25 protein-coding genes and 1 pseudogene are annotated in these 25,992 nt (G+C 57.3%); 13 read left to right on the top strand and 13 right to left on the bottom strand.

Going from position 1 to position 25,992, the window contains the following annotated elements; translation table 11 throughout:
• Position 1 precedes the first annotated feature (1 nt).
• The 4 genes from AAIE02_RS07545 to AAIE02_RS07530 all read left to right on the top strand — a co-directional run bounded on the left by AAIE02_RS07545 (position 2) and on the right by AAIE02_RS07530 (position 4,466).
• Entirely contained in the window at positions 2-1,075 is a 1,074-nt protein-coding gene (locus tag AAIE02_RS07545) for an ABC transporter ATP-binding protein (RefSeq protein WP_498532296.1), read from the top strand.
• A 7-nt stretch (positions 1,076-1,082) separates the two neighbouring features.
• Complete coding sequence (locus AAIE02_RS07540; protein ID WP_166874469.1) at positions 1,083-2,390, top strand: ABC transporter substrate-binding protein; 1,308 nt, start codon at positions 1,083-1,085, stop codon at positions 2,388-2,390.
• A gap of 131 nt (positions 2,391-2,521) precedes the next feature.
• Positions 2,522-3,949, top strand: coding sequence for an aminotransferase-like domain-containing protein (locus tag AAIE02_RS07535; RefSeq protein WP_336981289.1), 1,428 nt, complete (start codon positions 2,522-2,524; stop codon positions 3,947-3,949).
• The gene (locus AAIE02_RS07530; protein ID WP_498532295.1) at positions 3,936-4,466 is read left to right on the top strand and encodes a GNAT family N-acetyltransferase; all 531 of its coding nucleotides are present in this window, start codon (positions 3,936-3,938) and stop codon (positions 4,464-4,466) included. The genes AAIE02_RS07535 and AAIE02_RS07530 overlap by 14 nt, the downstream gene beginning before the upstream one ends.
• A 27-nt stretch (positions 4,467-4,493) precedes the next feature.
• Here AAIE02_RS07530 and AAIE02_RS07525 read toward each other — a convergent pair whose 3' ends face one another.
• Positions 4,494-5,366, bottom strand: a complete 873-nt coding sequence (locus AAIE02_RS07525; RefSeq protein ID WP_498532294.1) for an MBL fold metallo-hydrolase — start codon at positions 5,364-5,366, stop codon at positions 4,494-4,496.
• Between the two features lie 144 nt (positions 5,367-5,510).
• Between AAIE02_RS07525 and AAIE02_RS07520 the strand changes: the two genes are divergently transcribed.
• Positions 5,511-6,302 (top strand): polysaccharide lyase family 7 protein, encoded by a 792-nt coding sequence (locus AAIE02_RS07520; protein ID WP_166992285.1) that lies wholly within the window; start codon positions 5,511-5,513, stop codon positions 6,300-6,302.
• Positions 6,303-6,347: 45 nt separating this feature from the next.
• Here AAIE02_RS07520 and AAIE02_RS07515 read toward each other — a convergent pair whose 3' ends face one another.
• Entirely contained in the window at positions 6,348-6,776 is a 429-nt protein-coding gene (locus AAIE02_RS07515) for a TOBE domain-containing protein (protein ID WP_008461486.1), read from the bottom strand.
• 281 nt (positions 6,777-7,057) lie between these two features.
• On the opposite strand from AAIE02_RS07515, the gene patD reads away from it, so the two are divergent.
• From patD to AAIE02_RS07495, 4 genes are all read left to right on the top strand, one after another.
• Positions 7,058-8,482 carry an aminobutyraldehyde dehydrogenase gene (gene patD / locus AAIE02_RS07510; protein WP_498532293.1) on the top strand — a complete coding sequence of 475 codons (1,425 nt, stop codon included), beginning with the start codon at positions 7,058-7,060 and terminating at the stop codon, positions 8,480-8,482.
• 67 nt (positions 8,483-8,549) lie between these two features.
• Entirely contained in the window at positions 8,550-8,996 is a 447-nt protein-coding gene (lysM, locus tag AAIE02_RS07505; RefSeq protein WP_008461492.1) for a peptidoglycan-binding protein LysM, read from the top strand.
• 131 nt (positions 8,997-9,127) lie between these two features.
• Positions 9,128-9,856 (top strand): YnfC family lipoprotein, encoded by a 729-nt coding sequence (locus tag AAIE02_RS07500; protein ID WP_498532292.1) that lies wholly within the window; start codon positions 9,128-9,130, stop codon positions 9,854-9,856.
• Positions 9,857-9,938: 82 nt separating this feature from the next.
• Positions 9,939-10,112, top strand: coding sequence for a GhoT/OrtT family toxin (locus AAIE02_RS07495; RefSeq protein WP_008461495.1), 174 nt, complete (start codon positions 9,939-9,941; stop codon positions 10,110-10,112).
• 11 nt (positions 10,113-10,123) lie between these two features.
• On the opposite strand, the gene AAIE02_RS07490 is transcribed toward AAIE02_RS07495, so the two are convergent.
• Positions 10,124-11,107: a nickel/cobalt transporter gene (locus AAIE02_RS07490; protein WP_498532291.1), complete on the bottom strand. Its 984-nt coding sequence runs from the start codon at positions 11,105-11,107 to the stop codon at positions 10,124-10,126.
• 151 nt (positions 11,108-11,258) lie between these two features.
• On the opposite strand from AAIE02_RS07490, the gene AAIE02_RS07485 reads away from it, so the two are divergent.
• Entirely contained in the window at positions 11,259-12,887 is a 1,629-nt protein-coding gene (locus AAIE02_RS07485; RefSeq protein WP_498532290.1) for a dipeptide ABC transporter ATP-binding protein, read from the top strand.
• Here the strand turns inward: AAIE02_RS07485 and AAIE02_RS07480 are convergent, their stop codons facing one another.
• From AAIE02_RS07480 to AAIE02_RS07450, 7 genes are read right to left on the bottom strand one after another with little or no spacing between them, the layout of a single operon-like run.
• Positions 12,888-13,703 (bottom strand): sulfurtransferase, encoded by an 816-nt coding sequence (locus AAIE02_RS07480; RefSeq protein ID WP_498532289.1) that lies wholly within the window; start codon positions 13,701-13,703, stop codon positions 12,888-12,890.
• Positions 13,693-14,688, bottom strand: coding sequence for an ornithine cyclodeaminase (locus tag AAIE02_RS07475; protein ID WP_498532288.1), 996 nt, complete (start codon positions 14,686-14,688; stop codon positions 13,693-13,695). Before AAIE02_RS07475 ends, AAIE02_RS07480 begins: the two co-directional genes overlap by 11 nt.
• Before the next feature lie 2 nt (positions 14,689-14,690).
• On the bottom strand, positions 14,691-15,689 hold the full coding sequence (locus AAIE02_RS07470; protein WP_336981270.1) for a 1-aminocyclopropane-1-carboxylate deaminase/D-cysteine desulfhydrase: 999 nt from the start codon (positions 15,687-15,689) through the stop codon (positions 14,691-14,693).
• A 36-nt stretch (positions 15,690-15,725) separates the two neighbouring features.
• Positions 15,726-17,060: a M20 family metallopeptidase gene (locus AAIE02_RS07465; protein WP_498532287.1), complete on the bottom strand. Its 1,335-nt coding sequence runs from the start codon at positions 17,058-17,060 to the stop codon at positions 15,726-15,728.
• The gene (locus tag AAIE02_RS07460; RefSeq protein ID WP_008461517.1) at positions 17,057-17,971 is read right to left on the bottom strand and encodes an ABC transporter permease; all 915 of its coding nucleotides are present in this window, start codon (positions 17,969-17,971) and stop codon (positions 17,057-17,059) included. The genes AAIE02_RS07465 and AAIE02_RS07460 overlap by 4 nt, the downstream gene beginning before the upstream one ends.
• A complete protein-coding gene (locus AAIE02_RS07455) occupies positions 17,971-18,831 on the bottom strand; it encodes an ABC transporter permease (RefSeq protein ID WP_166873644.1) in 861 nt (286 codons plus the stop codon). Before AAIE02_RS07455 ends, AAIE02_RS07460 begins: the two co-directional genes overlap by 1 nt.
• The gene (locus AAIE02_RS07450) at positions 18,828-20,321 is read right to left on the bottom strand and encodes an ABC transporter substrate-binding protein (RefSeq protein WP_166992315.1); all 1,494 of its coding nucleotides are present in this window, start codon (positions 20,319-20,321) and stop codon (positions 18,828-18,830) included. Before AAIE02_RS07450 ends, AAIE02_RS07455 begins: the two co-directional genes overlap by 4 nt.
• 184 nt (positions 20,322-20,505) lie before the next feature.
• On the opposite strand from AAIE02_RS07450, the gene AAIE02_RS07445 reads away from it, so the two are divergent.
• The gene (locus tag AAIE02_RS07445; protein ID WP_166863791.1) at positions 20,506-21,162 is read left to right on the top strand and encodes a GntR family transcriptional regulator; all 657 of its coding nucleotides are present in this window, start codon (positions 20,506-20,508) and stop codon (positions 21,160-21,162) included.
• A 123-nt stretch (positions 21,163-21,285) separates the two neighbouring features.
• Here AAIE02_RS07445 and AAIE02_RS07440 read toward each other — a convergent pair whose 3' ends face one another.
• The 3 genes and pseudogenes from AAIE02_RS07440 to AAIE02_RS07430 form a co-directional block, all read right to left on the bottom strand.
• A complete protein-coding gene (locus AAIE02_RS07440; RefSeq protein WP_498532286.1) occupies positions 21,286-22,428 on the bottom strand; it encodes a trans-sulfuration enzyme family protein in 1,143 nt (380 codons plus the stop codon).
• 22 nt (positions 22,429-22,450) lie between these two features.
• Positions 22,451-23,410 (bottom strand): annotated as a pseudogene (locus tag AAIE02_RS07435) (PLP-dependent cysteine synthase family protein); the annotation flags it as partial.
• A gap of 265 nt (positions 23,411-23,675) precedes the next feature.
• The gene (locus tag AAIE02_RS07430; RefSeq protein ID WP_008458799.1) at positions 23,676-24,182 is read right to left on the bottom strand and encodes an RrF2 family transcriptional regulator; all 507 of its coding nucleotides are present in this window, start codon (positions 24,180-24,182) and stop codon (positions 23,676-23,678) included.
• A 172-nt stretch (positions 24,183-24,354) separates the two neighbouring features.
• Here AAIE02_RS07430 and AAIE02_RS07425 point away from each other — a divergent pair, with 172 nt between their 5' ends.
• Together AAIE02_RS07425 and yqfB are read left to right on the top strand one after the other, a co-directional pair.
• Positions 24,355-25,557 carry an NAD(P)/FAD-dependent oxidoreductase gene (locus AAIE02_RS07425; protein ID WP_166992322.1) on the top strand — a complete coding sequence of 401 codons (1,203 nt, stop codon included), beginning with the start codon at positions 24,355-24,357 and terminating at the stop codon, positions 25,555-25,557.
• Positions 25,558-25,596: 39 nt separating this feature from the next.
• The gene (yqfB, locus tag AAIE02_RS07420) at positions 25,597-25,908 is read left to right on the top strand and encodes a N(4)-acetylcytidine aminohydrolase (protein WP_008458801.1); all 312 of its coding nucleotides are present in this window, start codon (positions 25,597-25,599) and stop codon (positions 25,906-25,908) included.
• Positions 25,909-25,992 lie beyond the last annotated feature (84 nt).

The following is a 25,992-nucleotide window of genomic DNA, read 5'->3' as shown; positions in this document are numbered from 1 at the left end:
CATGTTAAGACTGAATCAGGTAAGCAAGCAGTTTGAAGGCAAAGCGGCGCTGGACGCGCTGTCGCTCAGCATCGACGAAGGCGAGTTTGTGGTTCTGGTCGGGCCGTCCGGCTGCGGCAAAAGTACGCTGTTGCGGATGCTGGCGGGGCTGGAAGAGGTTAGCGGCGGCGAGATTTGGCTCGGCGGCGAGAACATTACTGCGATGTCGCCGCGTGAGCGCAACTTCGCGATGATCTTCCAGAATTATGCGCTGTTTCCGCACCTGACGGTACGGGACAACATCACCTTTGGCATGAAGATCCGTAAAGAAGATAAAGCCAGCTGGCAGCCGCGCCTCGAGCAGGTGGCCACGATGCTGCAGCTGGGTGAAATGCTCGACCGTAAACCGGCCAAACTGTCCGGCGGGCAGCGCCAGCGTGTGGCAATGGCGAGAGCCATTGTGCGCAATCCGCGTCTGTTCCTGATGGATGAACCGCTCTCTAACCTGGATGCCCGCCTGCGCACCGAGGTGCGCGACAGCATCATGGCGCTGCATCATCAGCTTAAAACCACCACCATCTACGTCACCCACGATCAGACGGAAGCCATGTCGATGGCGGATCGCATAGTGGTGATGAACGGCGGCGTGGTGCAGCAGGTGGGCGAGCCGGAGCACCTTTATGCCCATCCAGCCAACCTGTTTGTTGCCGGTTTTATTGGCTCCCCGGCCATGAATTTGGTTTCTCTGCCTTGTGAAAAGGGCCGCGTTTTGCCTGCCACGCTGAATTTGCCTCTGCCGCCTGCTGCGGAAAAAGCGCAAAGCGTCTGGTTCGGGATCCGCCCCGAGCACCTCACCGACAGGCCAGAAAACGGGCACCTGACGCTAACGGCGACGGTGCTGCAACGAGAACTGATGGGCGCAGATTATCTGCTCCATGTCAGTACCCCCCTGGGAACGTTACGCTACACCCGTCGCCACCGCGGCGAGGTACCAGAAAAAGGCGATACGCTTACCCTCGGTTTTTCTTCATCGGATATACACCTTTTCCACACAGACCTTCACCACAACTTACACCAGGAGATTGACCATGTTTAACCCCCTGATGCATAAATGGCGGGCGCTTGCCGTTTGCTGTTCGCTGGCCGTGAGCGGCGCAGCGCTGGCAAAAGAGAAAATTGATTTTATGTTCCCGGCGCCGGTCGACGGCAAGCTGACAATGGAGATGACCCGCGTCATCAAGGCGTTTAACGATTCGCAGCAGGACGTCGAAGTCCGCGGTATTTTTACCGGCAGCTACGACACCACCAAAATTAAAGCGGAATCCGCCCAGAAAGCCGGGCAGCCGCCGGCGCTGGTCATCATGTCAGCCAACTTCACCACCGACCTTGCGCTAAAAGACGAAATCCTGCCGATGGACGAGCTGTTTAAATACGGCAACCGCAAGGCGGGCGATTTCCTGATGAACGATTTCTGGCCAGCAATGCACAAGAATGCCCAGGTAATGGGCGTGACGTACGCGATTCCGTTCCATAACTCCACGCCAATCCTGTACTACAACAAAACCATGTTCGATCAGGCAGGCATCAAGCAGCCGCCGCAGACCTGGGCCGAAATGCTGGCCGATGCGAAGAAGCTGACCGACGCCAGCAAAGGGCAGTGGGGCATCATGCTGCCGTCCACCAACGACGATTACGGCGGCTGGATCTTCTCCTCGCTGGTTCGAGCCAATGGCGGTAACTACTTCAACGAAAACTATCCGGGCGAAGTGTATTACGACTCGCCGACCACCATTGGCGCGCTGCGCTTCTGGCAGAACATGGTTTACCGCGACAAAGTGATGCCGTCCGGCGTGCTTAACTCCAAGCAGATCAGCGCTGCGTTCTTCAGCGGTAAACTGGGCATGGCGATGCTGAGCACCGGCGCGCTGGGCTTTATGCGCGAAAACAGCAAAGATTTTGATATGGAAGTGGCGATGATGCCCGCCAAAGAACAGCGGGCGGTGCCTATCGGCGGCGCGAGCCTGGTCAGCTTCAAGGGCATTTCCGACGCGCAGAAAAAGGCGGCTTATCAGTTCCTGACGTATCTGGTTAGCCCGCAGGTTAACGGCGCGTGGAGCCGTTTCACCGGGTATTTCTCCCCGCTGAAGGCCTCCTACGACACGCCGGAAATGAAAGAATACCTGCAGAAAGATCCGCGGGCGCAAATCGCGCTGGATCAGCTGAAATATGCCCATCCCTGGTATTCGACTTATGAAACGGTTGCCGTTCGTCAGGCGATGGAAAACCAGCTGGCGGCGGTGGTGAACGATCAAAAGGTGACCCCGGAAGCGGCAGCGAAATCTGCCCAGCAAACGGCGGACAGCCTGATGAAGCCGTATGTTGAGAAAACCGCGCTGGCCGATGTGAAGTAAAATCCCCACGTTTACCTTTTCACGGGCGGTTTTACCGCCCGCTATCTTCGTGTTAAAAACTCACTTTCTGACTATAACAGTTGTACAAAACAGCGTATTTTTAGCGCTGTGATATAGACAGGGAGCAGCGCATGAAAAAGTACCAGCAGCTGGCACAGCAGATCCTCGACCAGATTGCCCTCGGCGTCTGGCAGCCGGGGGATCGTTTGCCGTCGCTGCGCGAGCAGGTCGGCCACAGTGGCATGAGCTTTATGACCGTCGGCCACGCCTATCAGATGCTGGAAAGCCAGGGGGCGATTGTGGCCAGGCCGCAGTCCGGCTACTACGTTGCGCCCCGACCGGTGGCACGCACCGCGCCGCCTGCGGTGCAGGTCACTCGCGCGGAAACCGTCGATATCAATACCTATATTTTTGATGTGCTGCAGGCAAGCACGGATGCTTCCGTGGTGCCGTTTGGCTCTGCGTTCCCGGATCCTCGCCTGTTTCCGCTCCAGGCGCTCCACCGTTCAATGGCGGCGGTCAGCAAAACGGCGACCGCCATCAGCGTGATTGAAAGCCTGCCGCCGGGCAACGAAGCGCTGCGCCACGCCATCGCCCAGCGCTACGCCCAGCAGGGGATGCATGTTTCACCGGACGAAATTGTCATCACCGCCGGCGCGCTTGAGGCGCTCAACCTCAGTCTGCAGGCGGTGACCGAGCCGGGTGACTGGGTAATTGTCGAAAACCCTTGCTTCTACGGCGCGCTGCAGGCGCTGGAGCGTCTGAGGCTGAAAGCGCTCTCGGTCGCCACTGACCCGGTAAGCGGGATCGATCTCGATGCCCTGGCGCAGGCTCTGGCCGAATACCCGGTCAAAGCCTGTTGGCTAATGACCAACAGCCAGAACCCGCTGGGCGTGACGCTGCCGCCGGAGAAAAAAGCGCGGCTGGTGCAACTGTTGCGGGCACATAACGTCACGCTGATTGAGGATGACGTGTACAGCGAGCTTTATTACGGGCGGGAAAGGCCGCTGCCTGCCCGGGCGTATGATGCCCACGATATGACTCTGCATTGCTCCTCGTTTTCAAAATGCCTGGTGGCCGGATTTCGCATCGGCTGGGTCGCCGCCGGGAAGCACGCCCGCCGCATTCAGCAGTTGCAGCTGATGAGCACCTTGTCCACCAGTTCGCCGATGCAGCTGGCGCTGGTCGATTTTCTGGCTACCCGCCGCTATGACACACACCTGCGCCGCCTCCGGCGGCAGCTGGCAGAACGCAAGCAGCAGGCCTGGCAAACGCTAAGTGAGCTTTTCCCTCCTGAAGTCAAAATCCACCGCAGCGAAAGCGGCTATTTCCTGTGGATTGAACTGCCGGAGGGGCTGGATACCAGCCTGCTTAACGAGCGGGCGCTGGCGCATAAGATAAGCATCGCCCCGGGGAAAATGTTCACCACCGGCAGGGTCTGGGATAACTATTTCCGCTTCAACGCCTCGTGGAACTGGGGCGAAAGAGAACGCCAGGCCGTGGTGACGTTGTCACGTTTAATCAAGGAATTGATTGAGGAACACCATGTACAAGACTGAAAGATTGCTGCTGAGAGCGTGGCGAGACGAGGACTTGGTTCCGTTTGCCGAAATGAACGCTGACCCGGAGGTGATGCGCTATTTCTTGCAGCCCCTGACGTCGGAAGAGAGCCAGCGTTACCTCGAGACATTCCGTCAGCGTATGGCTGAAAACGGCTTTGGCTTCTGGGCGGTGGAAGAGCAACGCAGCAGTGAGCTGGTCGGATTTGTGGGCCTGAATCGCCCCGGCTACTCGCTGCCGTTTGGCCCCTGTGTCGAGGTCGGCTGGCGGCTTCGAAAAGCGTTTTGGGGCAAAGGGTACGCGCCTGAGGCCGCGAGGGAAGCGCTGCGCATTGGTTTCGACGAATACGATCTGGACAGCATTGTGGCTTTTACCGCACTGCCAAATTTGCCGTCTCAGCGGGTGATGGAGAAGCTGGGCATGCGCCGAAGCGGAGAGTTTGACCATCCCATGGTGCCGGAGCAGCATCCGCTGCTCCGGCATGTCTGGTATCAGATACACCGGCAGGAGGTTTAAAAGCCGGCGAACCGGCTGGTGTCACCGCTATTCTGTCGGTTGAAAAACGTAATGGTCGCCTTTAGCCACAATATGCCCGACGCCCGGGAACGGGAAGTGCGGGGCAAAAATCAGTTCACGATCGGCGGCCAGTCTGGCTAGCAGCGCTTTGCGGTTGGCTATGCCTTCCTGGCGATCGTTGTCATAGGCAATCGCCCATTCGGGCTTCGTCAGCGACACAATCGAGCTGTGCGCCGAGTCGCCAATGTCTAAAAGTCGCTGCTTGCCGGAGACAATCTGGTAGCCAACGTGCCCCGGCGTGTGGCCCGGCAGCGGCACAGAGGTGATCCCCGGCAGCACCTCGTCGCCTGGCTTAAAGGTTTTCACCTGCGGCTGGATGGCCTCAGCCAGCGCCTTCATCTTCGGCAGCGTTTGCAGCCATGCCCAGTCCGGGGCGGAGATTTGCACCGTGGCGTGGGGGAATGCCTGCTTGCCGTCCGCCGTCAGCAGCCCGCCAACATGGTCGCCGTGAACGTGGGTGATCAGCACATCGGTTACCTGCTCTGGCTTATAACCCGCCTTTGCGAGGCTCTCAACCAGCTGGCCCTGAGCGTTGGGGCCAAGCCCGGTATCCAGCAGAATGACTTTACTGCCGTCTTTCACCAGCAGGGCATCGACGCTGAGCTTAATCTTGTCCGTCGGCGCGCCCGCCGCAGACAGCACTTCGGCCACCGATTTTTCTCCCACGTCGACGCCAATCACTTTGCCATCATTGGGCAGGGTGTTGTTTTTATCGTGCAGCGCGGTTAGCTCAAGCTTGCCGAGCGGAAAAGTTTTAAACGCCGCGCCTGCGTTATCCGCCAGCGCGAAGGCGGAGTAGCTGGCCGCAAACAGAACTGAAACGAGCAGTTTTTTGATCATGACTGTTCCCTTTATGCATCAGGTTAATTACCGGAAACCCATTGTTACTACTGACATGTTACCGCAACAGATTTTAAGTAAAGCATCTACGCTGATTAGTGGTTAGCTGCTTGGGCGGGTTTACATTTTGCATTGGGGTTAAAGATGAAGCGTAAAACACTAAGTTACGGGCTGCCTGTCAGCCTTTTTTTGGCTGCGCTGAGCGGTAGCGCATGGGCCGAGAGCGGCCAGACCGCTCCGGGTGAAAACTACCCGGTGCTGACAAAGGACTATCTGCTGCAATCCTTTGATGGCAGTGAAAAACCGAATGAAGTGAAGATCACGTCGGGGCTGCATAACCGCTATTTCTACAGTAACTGCGGTGGGGACAAAAGCTGTGATTCTGCCATTCCGGCGGGGGCGATGGTGTTTAAAGCACCGTCCGGGTTTGGATCTACGCCGCACAGTGAATTTCCTCGCGTCGAGCTGAGAGCCACGCACAATTTTGTTAACGGCAGCGAGTTTGACAATGAGCAGCGCGGGTCGGTGTATATCGTCAAAAATCCGTCCACGCGCTCAATTATTTTTGCTCAAATTCACGGCGACAAACCCGGCGGCTCAGAGATGCTGAAACTGCGCTGGGAAGACGGCGCGATAGTGGCGGGCGTGAAAGAAAACTACGGCGACCCGGAAAAACGCACCACGCTGCTTTCGGGCGTCGGGCTGAAAGACAAAATTGATTACAGCATCAAAGCCAAAGGCACGGCGAGCGGCATGAAGGTGACGGTGGAGGCCAGCGCCGGAGGCAAAAAGGCCAGCCAAACGTTTGACTATCCGAAGCAGGGCTGGGAAGGGATCCAGCTGTACTTCAAGGCGGGCAACTACAACCAGGACAAAAACAAGGACGGTTCTGAATCGGTGGTGGCCTACAGCAAGCTTGACGTACGCTACAAGTAAGCGAGTTAAAACCGGCAGCCGGAGTGGCTGCCGGACGTTATGGCGTTATTTTTTTACCGCAATCAGCACGGATGAGGCTTTCACCAGTGCCAGCAGGCGAGACCCCACCTTCAGCGCCATTTCATCAGCGGCTTCGTTAGTCACCACGGCGGTTAATGCAAAACCCGCGTCCGTCTGAATATGCACGGTGGTGTTCACCGCGCCTTCCGCGATGGCTTTCACCGCGCCTGGGAACTGGTTCCGGGCGGAGAAGTGATAGCCGCAGTCTTCGCTGGCCAGCACCACCCACGGGGCTTTGATCAGGGCCAACGCTTCTTTGCCGTTAACCAGGCCTAAGGCTTCCTTGCTGCTGCGGGTCACCACAGCGACCAGCTTGCCGCCGCCGTTCAGGGTTAATTCTATTTCGTCGTTAACGGCGCCGGCCGTGACGTTGCTGATGGTGCCGGTTAACTGATTGCGGGCGGAAATACTCATGGTGCCTCCTGGCGGTGAACTAAGAAAAAGACTGCCTAAAGCATAGGGGGATCCCGCCTTCTTTTCATATTAATTTTCAATAGATACCTCATTTGCGCCGCGGCCTGTTATACCAAAGGGGAGCGCCGGGACAGGCTTACTGCGCAGTGCATCACAACCTGGTGAAAATCACCGCCCGGCACCGCTGCCGCCGTCAAGCCGACGCTATGCTTTTTACTTCAGTCCTTTTAAGCCAGAACGCCGCTGGGGCCATGATTATCAGAACGGGAAAGGAGATAGGGATGCAAAGTCAGTTATTGATTAACGGCCTGCTTGTGGCTGGCCTTGGAGAGAAGCAGCCTGTCTACAACCCGGCCACGGGGCAGGTGCTGCTCGAGGTGGCGGAAGCCACGGCTCAGCAAGTTAACGATGCGGTCCTGGCGGCGGATAAAGCTTTTGCCGCATGGGGGCAGACGCAGCCGAAAGAACGTGCCGAACATCTTCTGGCGCTAGCGGACGCCATCGAGCAACACGCGGAAGCCTTCGCCAGGCTGGAGTCGCAGAACTGCGGCAAACCTTTCCACTGCGTGCTCAACGATGAGATCCCGGCAGTGGTGGATGTCTTTCGCTTCTTTGCCGGGGCGAGCCGCTGCCTGAGCGGCCTGGCCGCCGGAGAATATCTGAGCGGGCACACCTCGATGATCCGCCGCGATCCGGTCGGCGTGGTGGCGTCTATTGCTCCCTGGAACTATCCGCTGATGATGGCGGCCTGGAAACTGGCTCCGGCGCTGGCCGCCGGGAACTGCGTGGTGATCAAACCGTCCGAAATTACGCCGCTGACCGCGTTTAAGCTAGCCGAACTGGCGAAGGATGTCTTCCCGGCGGGCGTGATTAACGTGCTGTTTGGGCGCGGGCAAACCGTCGGCGATGCGCTGACCGGGCATGAAAAAGTGCGCATGGTGTCGCTCACCGGATCTATCGCCACCGGGGAACACATTATTAGCCACACCGCCCCGTCAATTAAGCGCACGCACATGGAGCTGGGCGGCAAAGCGCCGGTTATCGTGTTCGATGATGCGGATTTACAGGCGGTGGTCGAAGGCGTGCGCACCTTTGGCTATTACAACGCCGGGCAGGACTGCACCGCCGCCTGCCGGATTTACGCTCAAAGCGGGATTTACGACCGGCTGGTTGAGCAGCTTGGGGAAGCCGTGGCCAGTCTCAAATATGGGCCTCCTGAGGACGAAAGCACCGAGCTGGGGCCGCTGAGTTCAGAGGCACATCTTGAGCGAGTCAGTAAAGCCGTGGAGGAAGCCAAAGTGCTGCCGCATATCAAAGTGATTACCGGCGGCAGTAAAGTCGCAGGCGAGGGCTATTACTACCAGCCTACGCTGCTGGCCGGGGCTAAGCAGGGCGATGCCATTGTGCAAAAAGAGGTGTTTGGCCCGGTCGTCAGCGTCACAAAATTTGACGATGAGCAGCAGGTGCTGGCGTGGGCCAACGACTCCAGCTACGGCCTGGCCTCTTCGGTATGGACGCAGGACGTGGGCCGGGCGCATCGCCTGAGTGCCCGATTGCAGTATGGCTGCACCTGGGTGAACACGCACTTTATGCTGGTGAGCGAGATGCCACACGGCGGGCAAAAACTGTCCGGCTACGGCAAAGATATGTCGCTTTACGGGCTGGAGGATTACACCGTTATTCGGCACGTGATGATTAAGCACTGAGCTTGCGACTGGCGGTTTTGGCTGCTTTTGCCAGGCTTACAGGGACCAGTAAACAGGAGAAAAGACCATGGGATTATTTGATTTTGTCAAAGATGCGGGCGCCAAACTGTGGGACTCGCTGAAGGGGAACGAAGGCGAGCAGGGCAGCAAGCTTGAGGAGCATTTGAAAAACAGCGGTATTCCGGGCGCTGACAAAGTGAATGTTACCGTAGAAAACGGCAAAGCGGTGATCTCCGGGGGAGACGGGCTGACTCAGGCGCTGAAAGAAAAAATTCAGGTGGCGGTAGGTAACGTGGCCGGTATCAGCAGCGTTGAAAATAATATTCAGGCGACGGATGCTGCGCAGGAAGCCACTTACTATACGGTGAAATCAGGCGACACGCTGAGCGCCATTTCTAAACATGTCTATGGCGATGCCAACAAGTACAACACCATCTTTGAAGCGAATAAACCGATGCTAAGCCACCCGGATAAAATTTACCCCGGACAGGTACTGATTATTCCTAAGCTGTAAGTGCCCTAAAAACCCACTTCGGTGGGTTTTGTTTGGTGGATCGCGTAAAGTGTCACGTTAAACCTCAGAATTAATCTGTTTATTTTCTGCTATTTGCCGACGAGGTGTTGGCCTGCTATCAAGGATGATGTATGACGTTGAAAAGAGCCATTCTGCTGGCAATCCCACTTGTTTTCTGTTCTTTCGCTTATGCCCAAACGGCAAGAAACCCGGTTATCGCCAACCTGGCGACAATGTTTGATTTCAATGCCCCGGCAGGCAACGTGCGCGAAATGCATACCGTCATGAAGCATCCGTCAGGGGAAGTCAACTATGAGAACCGACTAATGGTAGACCGTACCGGGTGTGTGACCAGCCTTGATATCAGAGACTTGGCGCAAAAAATGGTGCTACAGCTTCACCGCGAAGGCAACGCGCTAACGGGGACCCAAAACGGCAAACCGTTAACCCTCAAGCTTGATGAACAGTGTCTGGTGAAAAAGAGAAAAGATGAGTTGGGCGAAGTGAAATATGCCTACTGGCCTGGCGGGCTGCTGAAGGATATTTTTTTCATGCCGGGCGGGCAGCGCATCGCTCACCATGAATACGATGTTAACGGCCACCCTCGTCAGATCGATTTTTACCTCAATGACAAAGTGGCTTCGCAAACCAAAGTCAGCTACGAGGATGCGGAGCGCCGTCCGTTTGACTACAAACTGGTGACTGAAACGATGAGAACGCCGTTCCTGACGATGGAAAGCCACTGCCGCTACGACGAGCACTTGTCGCCCATCGCCTGCGATATCACGCTGGTGACCGGCATCGGAAAAACGCAGCAGACCCAGCGGCAGCAGGTGACGACGGAAGTCAGCTATTACTGAGTAAATAAAGTTTCTAAACTTGATCTGCGTCATAAAAAAGAGCATATTCTGCAAAAAATTTTAACAAGTAGTAATGTCTTGTATGACGCTTTATCAACACATGCTGGTTTTTTACGCCGTAATGGCGTTAATCTGCGCCGGGATCACCTGGCTGCTCGCCAAAGACTCTAAACGCATTAAGCTGCTTTGTTCAGTGCTGATTGGCGCCACCTGGCCGATGAGTTTCCCGGTCGCGCTGCTGTTCTCTCTGTTCTAACCCGTTCTGAACTAACAGCCTGCCGCGATAAAGTCGCCGTTGGCGCTAACGGGAATCGTGGTGATAAATAGCACCGCGGCAAAAAGCACGATCAGCAAGCCGCCAAGCACTTTCAGCCCGGTGGTGATAATGCGAACCTGAGTAGGAGTGCGCGAAAGCCAGAGTTTGCTCACCGAGTCGCGGGTGCGGGTGACCAACACGGACAGCCCGAGAATCGACAGGGCTGTACCGAAAGCCATAGTCATCACCGCGGCAATGCCCCAGCTAATAAATCCCAACGCATTCGAAAACACCAAAATCATGATGGCCCCGCTGCAAGGCCGAGCGCCAATCGCCAGAATGACGCCCAGGTGCGTGAGCCAGTTGCCGCCCCGGGCATCGTAGCTAACGCCGTGGTTGTGCCCGCAGCCGCACCGATCATCGTGTGAATGATGATTCAGCGTTGGTGCATCACTGCTTATCGGCGTGAAGGATTTCATCCTGAGCGGCGCTTGCTGTCGCAGCGCTTTCAGCACAATAAAAATCCCGAAACAGCCAATCATCACCGCGCTTATTTTTTCCACATACCAGCGACTTTCGCTGAGATCGCCGCTGGACAAATTAAGCGCAATCGCCAGCACAAAGACAAATACGATGGCGCTCACGCCCTGCATCAGGCTGCCGAGAAACGGCACCACTCGTCCGGCGAGAGGCGTTTCCTGGTTGGTACTGAGGTAGGTTGTGACGATAAATTTACCGTGCCCGGGGCCGATGGCGTGGAGTACGCCGTAAAAGAAGCTGCCGACCAGCAGCCAGACGCCGCCGATGTACTGGTGGTTGTTGATTTGCAGTAAATAGAAGACCAGGTAGCGGTGCAGGCTGATCTGCATACTCAGGCACCATTGAATAAAAGCGCTCCAGTGATGGCTGATAAACACCAGCGCCAGGGTACTTAACAGCAAGGCCAATAAGCCCGCAGGCAGCACCCAACGGCGGGGAAAAGTTTGAGTTGTCATGGCGGCAATCACATCAGGTCAGCATGACTAAAGTATAAATAATGCCGGAGAGTAAGACCAAATGAATAAGCTATCAGCAAATCATCTTGTCGCACTGGGGCAGATATTATAGTCTCAAAAATCACGCTGTTAGCACCCGTCTGGAACCCGTATGACCGATCAAACCCCGCTGTTAACCGTTAATTCGCTTTGTATCAGTACGCTGGAAGGTAAACCTCTGGTGAAGGACGCTTCATTCAGCGTTGCACGCCGGGAGGTTGTTGCGCTGGTAGGCGAATCAGGCTCAGGGAAAACCTTAACCTCGCTGGCGGTGATGGGGCTACTTCCTGCTGGCGTGCGGCAAACGGGCGGTGACGTGACGTTTAACGGACAGGTTGTATCGGCTGTGGGGAAAACCTATCCGCGAGAGCTTCGCGGGCAGCAAATCGCCACGATTTTTCAGGAGCCGATGAGCAGCATGAACCCGGTGCTGAAAGTGGGGGAGCAAATTGCGGAAGTGCTGGTGCGCCACCAAAAGCTCAGCTGGAAGCAGGCGCACCGTGAGGCGGTCGCATTGTTGGACAGGGTCGGAATTGTGAACCCTGAGCAGCGGGCAAAACAGTATATTCATCAGCTTTCCGGCGGCATGCGCCAGCGCGTGATGATTGCCAGCGCCATTAGCTGCAAACCTGCGCTTCTGATTGCCGACGAACCCACCACCGCGCTGGACGTCACCATTCAGGCGCAAATCCTGACTTTGCTACAGGAACTGCAGCAGGAAATGGCAATGGGCATTCTGTTCATCACCCACGATTTAAGCGTGGTGGCTCGCTATGCAGACCGTGCCTGCGTGCTGTATCAGGGCAATATTGTTGAGCAGGGCGATGTGCCAACGCTGCTGACCGCGCCGCAGGCCGACTACACCCGTCGACTGATTGCCGCTTCTCAGCCGGAGCCTCAGCCAGCCAGGCGCAAAAACGTTACCCGTTCGCCGCTGGTGCAGCTGTCGCAGCTCACCAAAAGCTACCCGCAGGCGCATACGCTGCCGTTTTTCCCGGACAGCCGCCAGACCGTGCTCAAGCCAACCAGTCTCGAAATCGAACGAGGCGAGATCGTCGGGCTGATCGGCGAGTCCGGTTCGGGTAAAACGACGCTCGGCAGGGCGGCTATAGGTTTAATTCCGGCCGACAGCGGCACCATTATTTTTGATGGTCTGGACGTTCGTCGCGCCAGCCGTGAGCAGCAGCGGGGGATGCGCCGCCGGGCGCAGATTATTTTCCAGGATCCCTACGCCAGCCTCGATCCCAAAATGCCGGTGGGGGAGCAAATTGCCGAACCGCTGCGCGTGCATAAATTGAGACCCGCGGGGGAAGTTCAAAGCCGCGTTCGCGAACTACTGGAGCTGGTCGGGCTGGATGCTGCGGCGGCGAATCGTCTGCCGTCGGCTTTCTCCGGTGGGCAGCGGCAGCGCATTGCCATTGCGCGGGCGCTGGCGCTTGAACCCGAACTGTTGGTGGCCGATGAAGCCGTTTCGGCGTTGGATCTTTCGGTGCGAGGGCAGATCCTCGCCTTGCTCGCCGATCTGCGTGACCGCCTGGGTCTGACCGTGCTGTTTATCAGCCACGACCTTGGCGCCGTACGTCAGGCGTGTGACAGAGTGGTGGTGCTGTATCGCGGTGAAATTGTGGAGACGGGGGCCACAAAGCAGGTGCTGGACAAGCCACAGCATGAATACACGCGGCAGCTGATTGCCGCCGCGCCGGATATTCAGCAGGCGCTGAAGCTGCGGAAGGTGGGGTGATTACTCCCCACTAAGCAGCGGTAATTCCTGGTGACTCGCCCATTCATGCCAGGAGCCGACGTAAACGGCCACGTCCTGGTAACCTGCAAGTTTGAGAGCCACCAGAACCGTGGCGGCGCGAGCGCCACGGTGGCACCAGGCAATCACTCTTTTTGACGGCGTAAATCCGGCTTCGGCGGCAAGGCTTGCCAGCGCTGCAGCGGATTTGAACCGGCCATGCTCGACTGCATCTTCCCAGAAAAGCAGTTTTGAGCCAGGAATACGTCCCGCTCGCGCGCAGCATTCATGCACAAAGCTGCCGTCATATTCCGTTGGCCTGCGGGCGTCCAGCAGTAAGGTTGATGCCGGATCGGCGTCGATCGTTTCGGCGCGGGTGGCGGCCAGCTGAGGCATGGCCGGTTGACATTCAGGGGCTCCGGCGTCAGAAACAATCGTAGCTGGACCTTTCCCCGGCGTTAATTTCCCCCCGGCATCTGCCCAGGCTTCTACACCGCCGTCCAGAATCAGTCCTTCTGCACCCAGCGCAAACCACAAAAACCATAATCCACGCGGAGATCGCATGCCCACGGTTTGTTCGAAGAATACCGGCGTAGCCCCTCTCGCGATACAGAGCTGTTGCCAGGCATGAACAAATGCCCCGGCCATCGCGGCGTAACCTTTCGGGGTCGAGTCAGACACAAAATAGTCGTAGACGTTAAGATTCAGCGCGCCCGGTAGGGAGGCCGTTTGCCAGGCTTCTCGTTCACGGACATCGATCAGCGCGAATAACTCGCCGTTCTCGATTCGTTTTACCAGATCGGGCGCGTTAATCAGCATCGGTGGTCTCCCAGCCAAAAGGCAGATTGCTGCCCTTGCCCTGTTCGGCAGCAGCGCTTAGAACGCGGGCGGCGAGGGCGATATCAAACACGTTGAGGCCGAAAGAAGAGAAATAAACCTTGTCCGTTTCCGCAGGTCGCCAGCCATCGATCAGTAAATTTGTTAAATCTGCAGAGACGTTTTGCTCATCAAAAAGCCCGGCCCGGTACATTTGAAACAGGCTTTTGGCGCTGGTCAGCTTGAAGTCTCCCCAAAGGTCGACCACGACCTTGTCGGCGGCGGCAATCGTCTCAAAGGCCACTTCGTGATAGCCGATTTGCAGCACCAGGGTGCCGGCCCGCCAGATGCCAGGGCGTAAAAACGGCTCGCTGGCGCTGGTGCAGGTAATCAGCGCGTCCCAGTGCTGGCGCAGGGCATCGTTTAGTGTTTCAAACTGGGTGACAGGCCAGGGGAGTTTGTCGGCATGGCTGAGCATGTCGGCGAGAGGCTCCGGCGTTTTGTTCCAGCAATAGACCATGTCCAGATCGGGAAAATGTGCAGCCAGCATCTCGAGATGAGCGCGGGCCTGCACGCCAGCGCCGAGCAATAAAACACGTGAAGGGCGGCGGGGAGCCGCCAGCTTCAAGGCGAGGGCCGACACGGCGGCGGTTCGGGTCGCGGTCAGGCTGCCACTTTCGACCAGGCCTATCGGCAAACCGTTGTCTGCGCGATTAACCAGCGTGGTGGCCATCGCCTGTGGATAGCCGTCGTTGGCGCGAGGTCGATGCGCCGTCCATTTTACGCCCGTCGCATTGAACCGCCCGCCGACCCTGGCCGGGAGGGCGTAAACCTTCCCCAGCGGCGTATCGAGGTTGACGTGGGTTTCGGCGGGCATCGCTGCCTCGCCGCGCCTCAGCAACCGCACGGTGTCCTCGATGTCCTGCAGAGCCTGTACCGGATCATTCCCCCCAAGGTCGGCCACCTGCTGACGGTTCACTATCTGCATGATCAGTGCTCCAGAAGTTTTTGAGCGAACGGGTAAAGCGCCGGAGAGCCCCCGCAGTGCATGAACACTACGCTGCTGCCGGCGGCAATACGGCCTTCTTTCGCGAGGGTGATTAAACCGTGCATCGCTTTACCAGTGTAAACCGGATCCAGCAGCACGCCTTCCTGCTGCGCGACCTGATAAATCGCTTCAATGCCGCCGTCAGAAGGCACGCCGTAGGCGCTGCCAACAAATCCGTCTTCGATCAGGATATCCTGCGGCTGCCAGGTTTGATCCCAGTCGAGCAGGCGAGCGCAGTCCTCGGCCATGGCGGAGATTCGGGGCTGGAACCAGTCGGCTTTGGCGCTGACGCTGACGCCGATAATCTGCGTTTTCGGCCAGTAACGGCGAGCGCCGACATACAGCCCGGCCAGCGTGCCGCCGGAGCCGGTGGGGGCGATAATCACGTCCGGGGCAGATTCGCCCGCGGCGCGAAGCTGGGCATCCATCTCTTCAACGGCGCGAACATAGCCCAGCGCACCTAGCGCCGTGGCCCCCCCCAGCGGAATGATCATTGGCTTTTCGCCGCGAGCCGTGGCCGCATCGGCATGGGCCTGCATCGCGCCTTCAATCTGGGTGAAATAGCCTTCCGGGTCGAGGAACTCCAGCTCTGCCCCAAACAGTTTATCCAGCAGGAGATTTCCCTGATAAGTCTGTGGCTCATCGCCGCGTAAAACCAGTACCGGCTTCATGCCAAATTTACGGGCGGCTGCCGCGACCATGCGCGCGTGGTTAGACTGGTGACCGCCGGTGGTTATCACCACTTTTACCCCTTCGCGGCAGGCTTCGGCCATCAGGTACTCTAGCTTGCGGACTTTGTTGCCACCGCCGCCAAAACCGCTGTAGTCGTCGCGCTTAATTTTTATGTTAACGCCTAGCGTTTCGCTCAGACGAGGTAAAGATTCCAGCGGCGTGGGGAAGAATCCGAGCGTAACACGTTCAAAATCATTGACGTTTTTCATGCATTATCCTGTCTGGTTCCCGGGTGCTGGCCGTATTTAAAAGGCAAGTAGCCAGTCATTAAGCGATTGTTGGTAGCGTTGTAAGCCCCTGAGCGTGACGAATTCGTTCACGCCGTGGGCGTTGCCGCCGTAGCCCAGGCCGCCGATCAGGAAGGCTGGTGCCACAGGGGCGAAGGCGTAGGCCGGGGCGCAGCCTGGCGCCCAGGGCCAGATTTGCGGTTTTGCCTGCTGCTGGTGATAGCTCGCCATCAGCTCAAGCACGCCGACGTCATCAATGCTGAAGCGGTAGCCGGGGTAGCTGTCCCCCGGTTCGAGCACCGCTCCGGCAAGTGCCGGGCTGGCAAGCTGTTCTTTTATGCGCCGCATCAGGCGTTCGCCATCGACGACGGGCGGTGTTCTTAACACCACATCGGCGAAGGCTTCCGGAGGGATCACGCCCTGAGCACCGCGCGGCAGGCTGGCTATCTCCGACACGCTTAGCACCGCGCTGCCCAGCAGGTATGCCAGGTTGCTGAAACTGTCGCCAGTGATGGCGTATTTTTCGCTGCGGCGGAAGGTCAGTTCGTCCGCCAAATTAAATTCCCGCGCGAGGTCGTCCAGAATGGAGCTGGCTTCTTCGTCCAGCTCGCCCGTTTCGAGCACGCCGTTGGCGTGAGGCGGGGCAAGAGTGCTTAACGCCTGCACCAGTCGCCAGACCGGGCTATCGATCCATGCGGCGTTGCTGGCGTGAATTGCCGCTTTCGGGCCGCCCCAGCTGCCGCCTTTGACTACCAGGCGGCCACCGCTGCGGCCGGTGAAGCCGAGGTATATGCGAGGTGCGCCGCCACCGTATTCGCACAGGGAAGGGAAAAGCACTGCTTCTGCCGGGGCAACCGGGCAAGGCTGCCGGGCGAGGTAGCGGCGCAGGTTGCCGCTGCCAATCTCTTCTTCGCCTTCCAGCAGGATTTCAACGTTGGTATGCAGGCGGCCCGAGTGATAGAGATCGCGCACCACCCTCAGCATGCCTGCCAGCGGGCCTTTGTTGTTCTCCGCCCCGCGAGAAATAAACACATCGCCTTTATCCGACCAGTGTTTGAGGCCGCCCACGAACGGGTCGACCTCCCAGCCGTCTTCTTCGGCGGGCATCACGTCGTACATGTTGTACAGCACGAGGGTTCGTGGCGAGCCGATATTAATTCGCACGTGTACCAGCGGCGGTGCGTCGTCCTGAAGCTGCTGGCTGACCGGGTACAGCACTTCAGCGTCAGTTTCTTCAGTTAACCAACGCTCAAGCCACTGCGCCAGGTCGCGCTGCTGGTCGATATTGCCCGCCACGCTTCGGAAAGGCGTCAGCTGGTGCAGGAGATCCAGCGTTGCATCGAGTGACTTCATAGCCGGATCCTCGGGTTCAGTACCACGTACAGCAAATCAATGATTAGGTTCACTACCACAAACACCAGCGCGGCCAGCAGGACAATCGCCTGCACCAGCGGGAAGTCACGGTTTTGAATGGCCTGCACCGCAAGGCGGCCAATGCCGGGCCAGGCAAAAATAATTTCGGTGACCAGCGCGCCGCCCAGCAGGGAAGCGAAATACATTCCCTGCACGGTGACGACCGGGATCAGCGCATTGCGCAGGCCGTGGCGAATCAGGATCCGCCACGAACTTAGCCCCTTGGCCTGCGCCGTGCGGATGTAATCCTGAGCCAGTACGTCGATCAGGCTGGCACGTACCAGGCGCGCAATGGCGCTCATGTAATAGGCCCCAAGACTGATGGCGGGCATGATCAGATGGCTGAAGGTGCCGTAGCCGCTGGAGGGCAGCCAGCGTAGATGCAGGCTGAACCAGATAATCATCAACAGACCCAGCCAGAATACCGGCACGGCCTGGCCGCTGAAGGCAAACAGGCGGGCGAGTAAGTCCCAAACGCTGTTGCGCCAGACCGCACTCACCAGGCCAAGCAGCAGGCCAACCAGGGTGCTCCACGCCAGGGCAGAAACGGCCAGCAGCAGCGTGGCAGGCACGCGCTGGGCGATAAGTTCGGTCACTGGCTGATCATAGCGGAGCGACAGGCCAAGGTCGCCGTGCAGCAGGCCGGTCAGGTAATGGCCGTATTGCCAGAGCAGCGGACGGTCAAAACCCATTGCGTGGCGGAAGTTGTCTATTTCTTGCTGGGAAGAGCCAGGCGGCATCATCACCGCGGCAGGATCGCCGGTCAGGTGCAGGCTGTAAAAGATCAGCAGTGAGACGCCAAACATCACCAGCACGGCCTGCGCGAAGCGGGAAAGAATGTAGCGCAGCATCAGTCGAGCCTCGTGTGGGTTTTACGCAGCAGGCTGTCGCCGAGCAGGTTACAGCCGACCACCAGCGCCGCGATAATCAGCCCCGGCCACAGCACCAGCCATTCCGCCAGCAGCATGTAGGAACGCCCCTCACCAATCAGGTTGCCGAGCGTAGGCGTTGGCGGCTGGATCCCCATCCCGAGAAAGCCAATGGAGGCTTCGAGGACAATCAGCCTTGGAATATCCAGCGTCAGCAGAACAACCAGCGGCGTGGCGAGGTTAGGCAGAATATGTCGCAGCAGAATACGCGGCGTGGAAAAGCCCATGGCGCGAACGGCTTCGATGTATTCCAGTTCGCGTAACTCGAGCGTTTTGGCGCGCGCCACGCGGGCGTAAATCGCCCAACTGGTCACGCCCATGATCAGAATAATGTTTTCCAGTGAAGTGCCGAACAGCGCCATCACCAGCAAAATTAACAGAATAAACGGCACCGCCAGCTGGATGTCCATCAGGCGCATGATAACGGCATCCAGCCAGCCGCCAACATAGCCTGCCAGCATGCCCAGCAGGGTACCGATAACGGCGGCAATTGCCGCCGCCAGTAACACCACCGTCAGGGATAGGCGGGTACCCGCCAGGATCCTTGCCAGCAAATCGCGCCCGAGCTGATCGGTGCCGAGCCAGTGCATCCCGCTTGCCGTTTCGCTGCCCGGCGGCAGGAAGGTATCCGCCAGGTTGTTGGTTAACGGGTCGGGCAAGGGCAGCCACGGGGCCACCAGTGCCAGCAGGATCACGATGCCAAGCAATAAGCCCCCCAGCGCCCCGTCACCTGAAATCAGGCGGCGAGGGCGACGGGTCAGGGCGCGTCCGGGAAAAATCATTTCAGCCTCAAATCATACAGCGGGATGCGGGCGTCGGCGCGACCGGTAAAGTTCAGGCTGTCGCTGTTGGCATACAGAGAATCCTCGCGGTACAGCGGGATCAGCGGCTGCTCTTTGGCGACAACTTTCTGGATATCCTGCAGGATAACTTCACGCTTCTTCGCATCTACCGTTGAGCGGCTGGCGTTCAGCAGTTTATCCAGTTCAGGGTTGCTGACCGTGGAGTAAGGCTCGCCGGAGTGCAGGATAGGGTACAGCGCGGCATCGGCATCCAGGGTTTGGGTTGAGCCCCACGCCAGCATGTACATTTCCGCCTGTTTACCGGAAGCCACCTGCTGGGTATAGACGGACCACTCAGGCACCTCAAGCTGCGCCTTCACGCCGATGGCAGCCAAGTCCTGCACAATCGCCTGAGCCACTTCGGCGCTGGCGATATAGCGACGCGGCGCCTGGAATTTCAGCGTGAAGCCGTCCGGGTAACCCGCTTCCTTAAGCAAGGCTTTAGCTTTGGCGATGTCCTGCTCAGGGGCCGGAACATTGAGGTAACCAAAGTCCTTGGCGCCAGCCATGGTACCGGTTGGCGTACCAAAACCGTGCAGCAGCTGGGTGGTATAGGCTTGACGATTCAGCGCCAGCGACAGCGCCTGGCGAACCCGCGCATCACTTAAAGGTTTCTCACCATTCTTCAGGCCGAGATAAATAGTCAATCCGCCGCCTTTCACCTGCTCAAGATGAATGCCCGGTTTATTTTTTAACGTAGAAACGAGGTCAGCAGGGACGCTGTCAACCAGCTGTACTTCTCCTGTTAACAGGGCGGTAATGCGGGCAGTCGCTTCCGGGATTGGGCGCCATGTCACCTGGTCAATTGTAGGTTTTCCACGCCAATAATGTGGATTAGCCTGCATAACGACACGTTCATCTGGTATAAATTCTTTTAATGTATATGCTCCACTACCAATAGGTTTTCGTGCAAATTCCGCAGCACCGACTTTACTTACATAGGCAGGCGGCACGATGTAGGTCGGATAACGGCTCATACGGGTTGGCAGCAGCGGGTCAGGGCCGTCAGTGTGAATGCGAACCTGATAGTCGCCGATCACTTCCACCGACTTGATGGTGCGGATGTAAGAGATGGTTGGCGCGTGGTTGGCCGGGTCCAGAATGCGGTCAATAGAGAATTTCACTGCCGCCGCGTTAACGGGTTCACCGTTGGTGAAAGTAACGCCGGGGCGCAGGTCGAATTGCCAGGTCGTGTCATCCAGCGCTTTCCAGGAGGTGGCAAGACCGGGCTGGAGCTGCATGTTTTTATCGCGCAGGACCAGCGTATCGAAAATATTGTCCACCAGGGTGGCGGCTTCTTTAAGAAAACCGGGATCCATCGCGGTGGCGGAAGCCGGTTGGGCTATAACTAATTCACTTGCGTAGCTAAAGGGGGTTACCAGGCTAATTAATACAGCCAGAGTTGCGAGCTTACGGCCAGATGCTTTCATTGTAGTCAATCCCTATACGTTACCGTCTAAATTATTGACGGATATCGAATGTTTCGTCAGGTTAATTCGCATGGTGGTATAAATTTGTGGTAAGAGTACATGATATATCCTATATACTCCATTGATGACAAGCCAGTTATTAAACTGCAAATACAAAGTAGTTATTTTGCTATAGGAAATAAACATGCTTGACTTAGAAAAAGCGCAAAGAATGAGTTTAACCATGCAAGTCGAGGGCAGGTTAAAGAGTGCGTTGATCGTGGGAACCTTAAAACCCGGCGCAAGATTAGTGACCAAAGAGATTGCAGAGCAGCTTGGCACCAGCATTACGCCGGTGCGTGAAGCGCTGTTGCGTCTTGTTTCTTCTGGCGCACTGGACGCGACGCCGGCGCAGGCTTTTTTGGTGCCTGAAATTTCTCTGGGGCGCTACCACGAAATTACAACCATCCGTAAAAATCTGGAGGGTATGGCGGTAGAGCAGGCGGCGCGTTACATGGATAAAACCAAACTCGCCCGTTTGCAGCAGCTTTGCGATGCGTTTCTTGAAGCGAAACATATCAGCGTTGAGGCGGCGCTGCAGGCCAATCGGGAGTTTCGTTTCCAGCTGTTTGAGTACGCCGAGATGCCAACGCTTACCGTATTAATTGAGCAGCTTTGGGTGCGCATTGGACCATGTTTTAATTATCTGTACCCGCAGTCGGAAGAAATGACTCAGGGGCATCATAATTACGACGATCTGCTGGAAGCCCTGGCCGAAAAAGATGAAAAGCGCAGCGTGAAAGCAATTCATAAAGCGATAGACGACGGGGCAGATATTTTACGCCGACAGTACTTTGGTTAAAGACTAAACGTCTTTAATTTATTAACGCACAGCAAATAAATGGCCTTTTGTATTACTCTGGATGTGCTCAGAGCCAGCAAAAGGCCATCATTTATATTTATGGCAGCATTAATTGGCGTTCGGCTAACTCAGCGCCTGCGCGAGATCGGCCTGCAAATCTCCGGCATCTTCAATCCCCACTGACAATCTAATTAGCTGCGGCACAATGCCGTTACTTAAACGCTGTTCTAGCGGGATAGAAGCATGGGTCATGCTGAAGGGCTGGCTGACCAGGCTTTCCACGCCGCCCAGGCTTTCGGCGAGCGTAAACAGCTTCAGCTTACGGATCACTTCCTCGGCCCGCTTTTCATTCCCGCGAACCACAATAGAAATCATGCCGCCAGGCTGCGACATTTGCTGGCGTGCAAGCTGATGCTGCGGGTGAGTCTCCAGCCATGGGAAATAGACTTTTTCTACCTCAGGATGCGTCTGAAGCCACTCTGCCAGCTGGAGCGCGTTGCTGCTGTGGCGTTCCATGCGCAGCGCCAGAGTACGAATGCCCCGCAGCGTCAGGAAACTGCTGAACGGGTCGAGCACGCCGCCGACCGCATTTTGCAAATAACCCAGCTGCTGCGCCAGGTCGTCATTAGCGCCGACCACCGCCAGCCCGGCGACAACATCAGAATGGCCGTTCAGGTATTTGGTGGCCGAGTGCACCACGATATCGAACCCGGACTCCAGCGGGCGCTGAAGCGCAGGCGAAGCGAAGGTGTTGTCGGCCACGCTTATCAGGCGATGGCGTTTGGCGATATCCGCAATCGCCGCCAGGTCTGCCAGCTTGAGCAGCGGATTGGTGGGGGTTTCCACCCAAATCATGCGCGTTTCAGGCCGAATGGCCGCCTGCAGCCCGTCGAGATCGTCAGGCTTTACCCAGCTTACCTGGAGCGCGGCGCTGCGTTTGCGCACGTTTTCAATCAGTCGCCAGGTGCCGCCGTACACGTCGTCAACGGCGATAATATGGCTGCCGCTGTCCAGCAGCTCGAGCACGGTTGAGATAGCCGCGAGGCCAGAAGCAAACGCGTAACCCCGCTGGCCGCCTTCGAGTTCGGCAATCGCCGTTTCCAGCGCCTGGCGGGTGGGGTTGCCGCTGCGCGAGTATTCAAAACCGGTATGCTGGCCAGGTGCCGGTTGGGCAAAAGTCGATGTGGCATAAATCGGTGGCATCACCGCGCCGTGTGCATCCTCGAAAGTACCGCTGTGCACGCTCTGGGTAGCAAATTTATTCATGAATTTTCCTTAATAGTTACGCCAGGTTTTGCTGGCTGAGCCATTGATCGTTAAACATTTTTGATAAATATTTGTTACCGCTATCGCAGGCGAAGGTGACCACGCGTTTCGGCGTGTTCTGTGCCTGGCAATAGCGCAAGGCGGCGGCGAGCAGGGTGCCAGTTGAAGAACCCGCCAGGATGCCTTCGTGGGTTAGCAATTCACGGGCCGTGGAAAACGCTTCGCGGTCGCTGATCCGGTATGCGTGCTGGACGCGCTCAAAGTCGGCAAGCGATGGCACAAAGTCTTCACCGATGCCTTCCACCAGCCAGCTGCCCACTTCGCCATATCTACCGTGCTCAACCACATCGGCAAGAATGGAGCCGCAGGGATCGGCCAGCACAAACTCGGTTTGCGGGGAATGCTGGTGGAAAAACTGCTGCAGGCCGCCCAGCGTGCCGCCGGAGCCGACGCCTACGACGATGGCGTCAATGTGGCCCCCGGTTTGCTCCCAAAGCTCAACGGCCGTGCCGCTGGTGTGGGCCAGCGGGTTTGCTGCGTTAGAAAATTGATCGATGTAATAGCTGCCCGGGATATCTGCCGCCAGCCGCAGGGCGTAATCCTGGTAATATTCAGGGTGGCCTTTAGTGACGTCCGAGCGGGTCAGGCGCACGTCCACGCCCAGCGCTCGCAGGTGGAAAATCTTTTCCTGGCTCATTTTGTCCGGCACCACCAGAATCAGCGGGTACCCTTTTTGCGTGGCAATCAGCGCCAGCCCCAGCCCGGTGTTGCCCGCTGTGGCTTCAATAATCGTGCCCCCCGGCTGCAGCTTACCGCTGCGCTCGGCATGTTCGATCATCGACAGGGCAACGCGGTCTTTAATTGAACCGCCGGGGTTTTGGTTTTCCAGCTTAAGCAGCAGCTCGCAGCGGCCGGTATCAAGGTGATTGAGCCGCAGCAGCGGGGTGTGGCCTATCAGGTCCAGGACGGAATCGGCAATCATCGTTCTCTCAACATGAAAAGTGTTCATGTATGGAATGATAGGGCGGCGAATTGACGCTTCTAAAGAACATAAACCCGTGGTTTAGATCGGAAAGTAATATAATGTGCTGCTCTGGCGGTAGGGAAGGAAAGCCGTTCGGATGTCCGGAATGGGGGATGGCTAAACGAGCCGTCTTTTGCCGGTTTAAGCCTGTTTTTTACACAAAAAAGCCAGCGGCTTATGCGCTGGCTGGCTTTGAATCTGCGAAATTGTACTAAGCGAAAGGCTAATTGCTCCGCCGGTCGCGGATCCAGTCCTGGACTTCGATAACAAATTCATCCGGTGCCTTGCGGTACATGCGGCGGGCCAGATCCAGTACGGTATGCTGGGCTAGCGCTTCTTCCATACGCTGCTGGGCAATGTTCATTACCGCGCGCACGCCGCAAATCCCTTCGCAGGCCCATTCGGGCGGCGTTGCTTCAAAGACGGCCAGTCGCTGTCGAATCTCTTTGCAGTCGAAAATACTTTTCTCACCGTCGATGGCTGCCACAATGTCCAGCACGCTGATTTGGTCCGGCGGGCGAGAAAGGATAAACCCCCCGCCTTTACCTTCGCTGCTGATGACCAGCCCCGCCCTGGAAAGTTTGGTGAAAATTTTACCGAGGTAGTCGTAGGGCACGCCCTGCAGTTCGGCGATTTCGCGCACGTTCATTTCGCGGCCTTCGCCTTTGCCATCCACCATGCATATCAGGCTATGAATGCCGTACTCCACGCCCGAACTGTAAAACGCCATGCTGCCTCCGACTCATTTAATCCAGGTAATGTAGGGATTTTACTCACGCGATGCAATCTGTAACCCCGAAAACAGAGGATTAAAAATAAACTCCGAAAGATCTTGTCGTAGTTAACTGCGACAAGTATAGTCGCAGTCGTTGGCCACTGAGGGCCTTTACCGGAGTAGAACCATGCAACAGAAGATCCTGATCCTTGGCGCCGGCTTTGCCGGTATGTGGGCGGCCCTGAGCGCGGCCAGACTGGTGGCGATGCATAACCGTGACGACATTGAGATCGCCGTGCTGGCTCCCCAGCCTGAGCTGCGCGTTCGCCCACGTTTTTACGAAACCGAGGTGGCTTCGCTGGTCGCTCCTCTTCAGCCGCTGTTCGACGTTACCGGCGTGACCTTTGTGAAAGGCGAGGCGCAGCGTATCGACAGCGTCAATCAGTGCGTCTGGTACCGTGACGAACAGGGCAACAGCACACCGCGACAGTACGATCGGCTTGTTCTGGCTACCGGCAGCAACCTCAAACGCGACCTGATCGACGGCGCGGCAGAGCATGCTTTCGACCTCGACCAGCTCGAGAGCGCCCTGCGCCTGGAGCAGCACATTTCAGACTTAGCGCAGCAGCCGGAAAGCGAAGCCCGCAACACGGTCATTGTCTGTGGCGGCGGCTTTACAGGCATTGAAATGGCGACCGAACTGCCGGGCAGATTGCGCGCGGTACTGGGCAAAGAAACAAATGCTCGCGTTATTGTGGTGGAACGGGGCGATAAAATCGGCGGTCGCTACAGCCGCGAACTGCGGGATGTGATTGCTACCGCCAGCGAAGAGCTGGGCGTGGAGTGGCGACTGAATACCGACGTCCGCGAAATTGATGCGAACGGCATTGTACTGGCCGACGGCGAACGCATCGCCTCCAGCACGGTAATTCTGACCGCAGGCGTGCAGGCCAGCCCGCTAACCGCGCAGATTAATGCCCCACGTGATAAGCAAGGCCGTCTGCACGTGGATGCTTTTTTGCGGGTGGAAGGGCAGCCAGCTATTTTTGCGACGGGGGATGTGGCGCGTGCCGAGACGGATGAACAGGGCAACCTCGCGCTAATGACCTGCCAGCACGCCATCATGCTAGGCCGCTTTGTGGGCTATAACGTGGCGGCAAGTCTGCTGGACGTCGCGCCACTGCCGTACCGCCAGATTAACTATGTCACCTGTCTCGATCTCGGCGGCTGGGGCGCGGTGTTTACCGAAGGCTGGGAGCAAAAAGTGACGCACGTGCGCGAGGAAGCGAAGAAAATTAAGTTGTCGATTACTCAGGAACTCATTTACCCGCCGGTGGCAGACAGAAAAATCGCCTTTGAAACGGCGGATCCGTTAGCGCCGTTCGTCTAAGGGATTTATCATGCTGCCGAATGTTTATCAGGAGGTAGCATGGCTAACGATATCACTTTTTTCCGCCGCTTTGAGCACGACATTATCGCCGGGCTAAAAACGATTACGCTGCGCGACAGCAGCGAATCTCATTTTCAGCCCGGCCAGCGTTTGCGCGTGGGCCGCTACGAAGATGACGTCTATTTCTGTACGATCGACGTGATCGGCGTGACGCCGGTGCTGCTTGATGATTTGGACGAGGAGCACGCCCGCCAGGAGAACATGACGCTGGCAGAGCTTAAACAGGTGATTGGTGAAATCTATCCAGGATTGAATGCGTTGTACGAGATTTCGTTCCGGCTGGTGAAGTGAACCTTCGCCCGAGATTAGCATGATGGAAGAGGGGTAATCGTCCGTTTGCTTGTATTGGTGACTGGTAGTATCAGCGATACTTCT

This window comes from Cedecea sp. Ae19-4 (assembly GCF_059801165.1).
The sequence above is the reverse complement of the archived record's forward strand: the minus strand, read 5'-3'. Positions and strand labels throughout refer to the sequence as shown.

Bases quoted from the DNA above. Each gene is read 5' to 3' on its own strand.
- yqfB (WP_008458801.1), top strand. From the start codon at position 25,597: ATGGCTAACGATATCACTTTTTTCCGCCGCTTTGAGCACGACATTATC.
- AAIE02_RS07530 (WP_498532295.1), top strand. From the start codon at position 3,936: ATGTACAAGACTGAAAGATTGCTGCTGAGAGCGTGGCGAGACGAGGAC.
- AAIE02_RS07480 (WP_498532289.1), bottom strand. From the start codon at position 13,703: ATGCTGATTAACGCGCCCGATCTGGTAAAACGAATCGAGAACGGCGAG.
- patD (WP_498532293.1), top strand. From the start codon at position 7,058: ATGCAAAGTCAGTTATTGATTAACGGCCTGCTTGTGGCTGGCCTTGGA.
- AAIE02_RS07470 (WP_336981270.1), bottom strand. From the start codon at position 15,689: ATGAAAAACGTCAATGATTTTGAACGTGTTACGCTCGGATTCTTCCCC.
- AAIE02_RS07440 (WP_498532286.1), bottom strand. From the start codon at position 22,428: ATGAATAAATTTGCTACCCAGAGCGTGCACAGCGGTACTTTCGAGGAT.
- AAIE02_RS07475 (WP_498532288.1), bottom strand. From the start codon at position 14,688: ATGCAGATAGTGAACCGTCAGCAGGTGGCCGACCTTGGGGGGAATGAT.
- AAIE02_RS07450 (WP_166992315.1), bottom strand. From the start codon at position 20,321: ATGAAAGCATCTGGCCGTAAGCTCGCAACTCTGGCTGTATTAATTAGC.
- AAIE02_RS07430 (WP_008458799.1), bottom strand. From the start codon at position 24,182: ATGGCGTTTTACAGTTCGGGCGTGGAGTACGGCATTCATAGCCTGATA.
- AAIE02_RS07520 (WP_166992285.1), top strand. From the start codon at position 5,511: ATGAAGCGTAAAACACTAAGTTACGGGCTGCCTGTCAGCCTTTTTTTG.
- AAIE02_RS07545 (WP_498532296.1), top strand. From the start codon at position 2: ATGTTAAGACTGAATCAGGTAAGCAAGCAGTTTGAAGGCAAAGCGGCG.
- AAIE02_RS07535 (WP_336981289.1), top strand. From the start codon at position 2,522: ATGAAAAAGTACCAGCAGCTGGCACAGCAGATCCTCGACCAGATTGCC.
- AAIE02_RS07460 (WP_008461517.1), bottom strand. From the start codon at position 17,971: ATGCTGCGCTACATTCTTTCCCGCTTCGCGCAGGCCGTGCTGGTGATG.
- AAIE02_RS07540 (WP_166874469.1), top strand. From the start codon at position 1,083: ATGCATAAATGGCGGGCGCTTGCCGTTTGCTGTTCGCTGGCCGTGAGC.
- AAIE02_RS07455 (WP_166873644.1), bottom strand. From the start codon at position 18,831: ATGATTTTTCCCGGACGCGCCCTGACCCGTCGCCCTCGCCGCCTGATT.
- lysM (WP_008461492.1), top strand. From the start codon at position 8,550: ATGGGATTATTTGATTTTGTCAAAGATGCGGGCGCCAAACTGTGGGAC.
- AAIE02_RS07525 (WP_498532294.1), bottom strand. From the start codon at position 5,366: ATGATCAAAAAACTGCTCGTTTCAGTTCTGTTTGCGGCCAGCTACTCC.
- AAIE02_RS07495 (WP_008461495.1), top strand. From the start codon at position 9,939: ATGACGCTTTATCAACACATGCTGGTTTTTTACGCCGTAATGGCGTTA.
- AAIE02_RS07425 (WP_166992322.1), top strand. From the start codon at position 24,355: ATGCAACAGAAGATCCTGATCCTTGGCGCCGGCTTTGCCGGTATGTGG.
- AAIE02_RS07485 (WP_498532290.1), top strand. From the start codon at position 11,259: ATGACCGATCAAACCCCGCTGTTAACCGTTAATTCGCTTTGTATCAGT.
- AAIE02_RS07500 (WP_498532292.1), top strand. From the start codon at position 9,128: ATGACGTTGAAAAGAGCCATTCTGCTGGCAATCCCACTTGTTTTCTGT.
- AAIE02_RS07465 (WP_498532287.1), bottom strand. From the start codon at position 17,060: ATGAAGTCACTCGATGCAACGCTGGATCTCCTGCACCAGCTGACGCCT.
- AAIE02_RS07445 (WP_166863791.1), top strand. From the start codon at position 20,506: ATGCTTGACTTAGAAAAAGCGCAAAGAATGAGTTTAACCATGCAAGTC.
- AAIE02_RS07515 (WP_008461486.1), bottom strand. From the start codon at position 6,776: ATGAGTATTTCCGCCCGCAATCAGTTAACCGGCACCATCAGCAACGTC.
- AAIE02_RS07490 (WP_498532291.1), bottom strand. From the start codon at position 11,107: ATGACAACTCAAACTTTTCCCCGCCGTTGGGTGCTGCCTGCGGGCTTA.